General features: G+C 60.3%; 4 protein-coding genes and 1 pseudogene. All 5 read right to left on the bottom strand.

Annotated elements, in window-relative coordinates:
• Positions 1–37: 37 nt before the first annotated feature.
• Positions 38–1,516, bottom strand: coding sequence for a YdiU family protein (locus M3436_20180; protein ID MDQ3566291.1), 1,479 nt, complete (start codon positions 1,514–1,516; stop codon positions 38–40).
• A gap of 205 nt (positions 1,517–1,721) precedes the next feature.
• Positions 1,722–2,027 (bottom strand): annotated as a pseudogene (locus M3436_20175) (ISAs1 family transposase).
• 60 nt (positions 2,028–2,087) lie between these two features.
• Positions 2,088–2,303 carry a hypothetical protein gene (locus tag M3436_20170; protein ID MDQ3566290.1) on the bottom strand — a complete coding sequence of 72 codons (216 nt, stop codon included), beginning with the start codon at positions 2,301–2,303 and terminating at the stop codon, positions 2,088–2,090.
• A gap of 306 nt (positions 2,304–2,609) precedes the next feature.
• The gene (locus M3436_20165; GenBank protein MDQ3566289.1) at positions 2,610–3,068 is read right to left on the bottom strand and encodes a DUF2243 domain-containing protein; all 459 of its coding nucleotides are present in this window, start codon (positions 3,066–3,068) and stop codon (positions 2,610–2,612) included.
• Positions 3,069–3,085: 17 nt separating this feature from the next.
• Positions 3,086–3,388, bottom strand: a 303-nt coding sequence (locus M3436_20160) for a DUF1989 domain-containing protein (protein MDQ3566288.1), incomplete at its 5' end; no start/stop codon positions are given.

Here is a 3,388-nt window from a genome sequence, read left to right as displayed (position 1 = left end):
ACGCTGGCATCGTTAAGCTGACGATACCGGTTGTAGTCTATGTTCCGCAGAAGGTCCGGAGCACCCGTTCGTGATCTGCCGGCGGGTCCGCGTACCGCGCCAAGGCGGGTTGAGCTTCGAAGGGATTCGACAACACCGTCACCAACTCGTGGAATGGGTCGAAATCACCTTCGTCGACGGCCGCCCGGATGACTGCTTCAACGCGATGGTTACGCGGGATAAAAGCCGGGTTCACCGCCAGCATGGCGGCACCGCGCGTAGCCGCGTCTGTCGCCTCCTGCTCCAGCCGCTGCCGCCAGCGCTGCGCCCATTCGTCGTAAGCGGAAGGATTCGCGAACAGGCTGCGCACGCCCGCGCCGTCCTCCTGACCAAACGCCGCGTCGCTCAGCCGACGGAACGTGAGGGTGAAATCGGCGCCGTTCGTACCCATCGCCTGCAGCATATCCCGCCCCAGTTCGGCATCGCCCTCGCGTTCCATGAGCAGGCCGAGCTTCCGTCTGAGCCCTCCCTGATACGCCCGTTCGAAGATCGGCCGGTATGCGTCGAGGGCTTGTTCCGCCTCAGCGATCGCCACGTCCATGTCGTCGGAGAGTAGGGGCAGCAGGCACTCCGCGAGACGGGCCAGGTTCCACTCGCCGATAGCCGGCTGCCTGGAATACGCATACCGTCCCTGTCGGTCGATCGCGCTGAAGACAGCTCCATGGTCGTACGCATCCATGAAGGCGCAGGGCCCGTAGTCGATCGTCTCCCCGGCGATCGACATGTTGTCCGTGTTCATCACGCCGTGGATGAACCCGACCAGCATCCATTTGGCGATCAGCTCGGCCTGCGCCCGGACCACGGCATCGAGGAGCGCGCGGTACGGCCGCTCCGAGTGAGCCGCGTCCGGATAGTGTCGCGCAATGACATGGTCGGCCAGCAACCGCAGGCCTTCCACATCCCCGCGACTGGCGAAGAACTCAAAGGTGCCCACACGTATGTGACTGGAGGCGACACGGGTCAGGACTGCACCCGGAAGCACTGTTTCCCGAATCACCACCTCTCCGGTCATCACTGCGGCAAGTGCGCGGGTCGTGGGGATGCGCATCGCCGCCATCGCCTCGCTGACCACGTACTCGCGCAAGACCGGCCCCAGTGCGGCTCTCCCATCGCCGCCGCGCGAGTAGGGCGTCCGACCCGAGCCTTTGAGCTGGACATCGCGCCGTACTCCGACCCGGTCTACTAGCTCGCCGAGGAGGATCGCGCGGCCATCCCCGAGTTGCGGCACGAACGTGCCGAACTGGTGCCCCGCGTACGCGGTGGCGATCGGCTCAGCCGTTTCGGCAACACGATTGCCCGCCAGCACCTCCACACCTTCCTCGCTGGCGAGCAGATCGGGATCCAGTCCGAGTTGGGCGGCCAGGAGCCCATTCACCCGAATGAACCGCGGGGCCCTAACCGAAGTGGGCAAGACACGCGCGAAGAACCGCTCGGGCAGCCGCGCATATGTGTTGTCGAAAGGAAAAGGAACTGACATCGGGGACTTTGAATATTGTATCGTCCAGTACGTGCAGAACCATTCGCCCTAGGGGCGATGATCCCGCCTCCCTTGCACAACCCGCGCCTTCAACGAAATCGCGAGGCGGTGGCCAGCGCCGCCGCCAGCGTTCATCGCTTCAAAGGATACCTTATGGTTGCAGGAATTTCACCGCAACCAAGGGCATTTGATAGGGCGAGCGCATCTAATTTCTCAGCACTTTCAATAAGTAGTTATGATCCCACCCGGCTTTGAGTTGATTCCGCTTAATCCCCAACTTGCATGTCTTCTCTTGTTTGAGCAGATTGAGCGCGATGTGCCGCAAGACAGCGACATTCTCCGGCCCATGGTCGCGGCGTATCCGACTCGCATCTTCGCGCATCGCCACGTCCAAGCACCAGTGCAAGCTATTCTCAATGCCCCAATGCCCACGCACCGCGGCAAGCAACGGCTTGGCGTCAGCCGGCAAACTGCTGATAAAGTAGCGCCGCTCAATTGTCCGCTCACAACCGATGACCTGGCGATCAGCCTCGACCATCACAATTGACTGCAAACCTTTCCATTCGGCTTTCTACGCTAACCATTCAACGTCACAGGTTGCCCAACAGCGCCGCTGCTCAATGCGCCCGTGATCCTTCTCTAATGTTTCGGCGAACGTGTAGAGGATCTCCTTGAAGCCGATCTTCTCTGCCCACCCAAAGTAGTTTGCCACGTCGCATGGCATCAGACGGATGAGGGGATTCAGAAGCGTGAGAGACGAGTATCGCATGCCGTTGGGATTGTTCACCTCAGTCACCTCAGTCGTCGCTGGACTGGTTCAGTTCGCCACCATCGTCGGCTAGAGAGCTGACGTGGGAGAAGTGTGCCTGCTCTCGGTAGGTCAGGCGAAGCCCAACTCTTTTACACTTTGTCGGAACATCTAAGGTGCCTTTCGATGAACGGGTTCACATGAATGAATCAGTCTCAACGGTTATCTGCAGGCTGTTGTGCACCATATATCATCACGACTACATACGCCCCGTCGGTTTAAGCACTTCAAAAATGAAGATCGCAAGCGGGGTGCTGTTCCATAGGGCGCGAGCGGGAAGCGCGATTACGTTCCAGAGCCTCGCCCGCCCCTGCGTCTGAGCAGCAGGCCGAGCACGATGAGTCCTATGCCCCCGACGAGCAGGAATATCAGGTTGTAGGCCGTCGGGTCGCGCACCTCCCTGACGTTATGAAGGGCGAGCAGGTGATGGTCAATCAAGCCCTCGACGAGGTTAAACAAGCCCCAGCCCAGGATGAGCGACCCCACGAACGAAGTAGTCGGCGGGAGTGCGTCTGAGCGTTGGGCGGCGCTCCATAACAGGAAAAGGCCGACGACTGTTACCAGCCAAGTGAACGCGTGAAAAATTCCGTCCCACAGCATGTTCACCCTCATCGCGTCCATCGTGTCGGGCGGCAACACGTTCGAGAGCATGTTGTGCCACTGCGCGATTTGATGTAGGGCGATGCCGTCCGCGAAACCGCCCAGGCCGACCCCCAGAAGAACACCCGCAATTGTCACCCTCATGTTCATTCTCCGAAAGCTTACTGCGGCGGTTCGTGAATTTCGACGTCGATGGGCTTGAAGCTGTAGTTGTTCGACTTCTCCGCCGAGCAGGCCGTGACACCGACGATCAAATCAGTCTCCGCCCGGAGCAGGATGTAATCGCCGGCGCGCGATGACGGCGGGTCAATGCGCAACTCGCCGGACGGGAGTACGACGACGTTCATGAAGATGTTAAACGTCGTCGGGATCATGTCCGGCTCGACGCCGAAGCGGGCGAGATTCTTCGCGAGATTCTCGAAGCAACTAGGGTGGTAGCCGTGATGACCTGAGTACAGCAACTC

It is taken from the genome of Pseudomonadota bacterium (assembly GCA_030859565.1).
Lineage (GTDB): Bacteria > Pseudomonadota > Gammaproteobacteria > JACCXJ01 > JACCXJ01 > USCg-Taylor.
This window is presented reverse-complemented; position numbering and strand designations above follow the sequence as displayed.

Excerpts from the sequence above, each read along its gene's own strand:
- M3436_20180 (MDQ3566291.1), bottom strand. The coding sequence starts at position 1,516 with ATGTCAGTTCCTTTTCCTTTCGACAACACATATGCGCGGCTGCCCGAG.
- M3436_20165 (MDQ3566289.1), bottom strand. The coding sequence starts at position 3,068 with ATGAGGGTGACAATTGCGGGTGTTCTTCTGGGGGTCGGCCTGGGCGGT.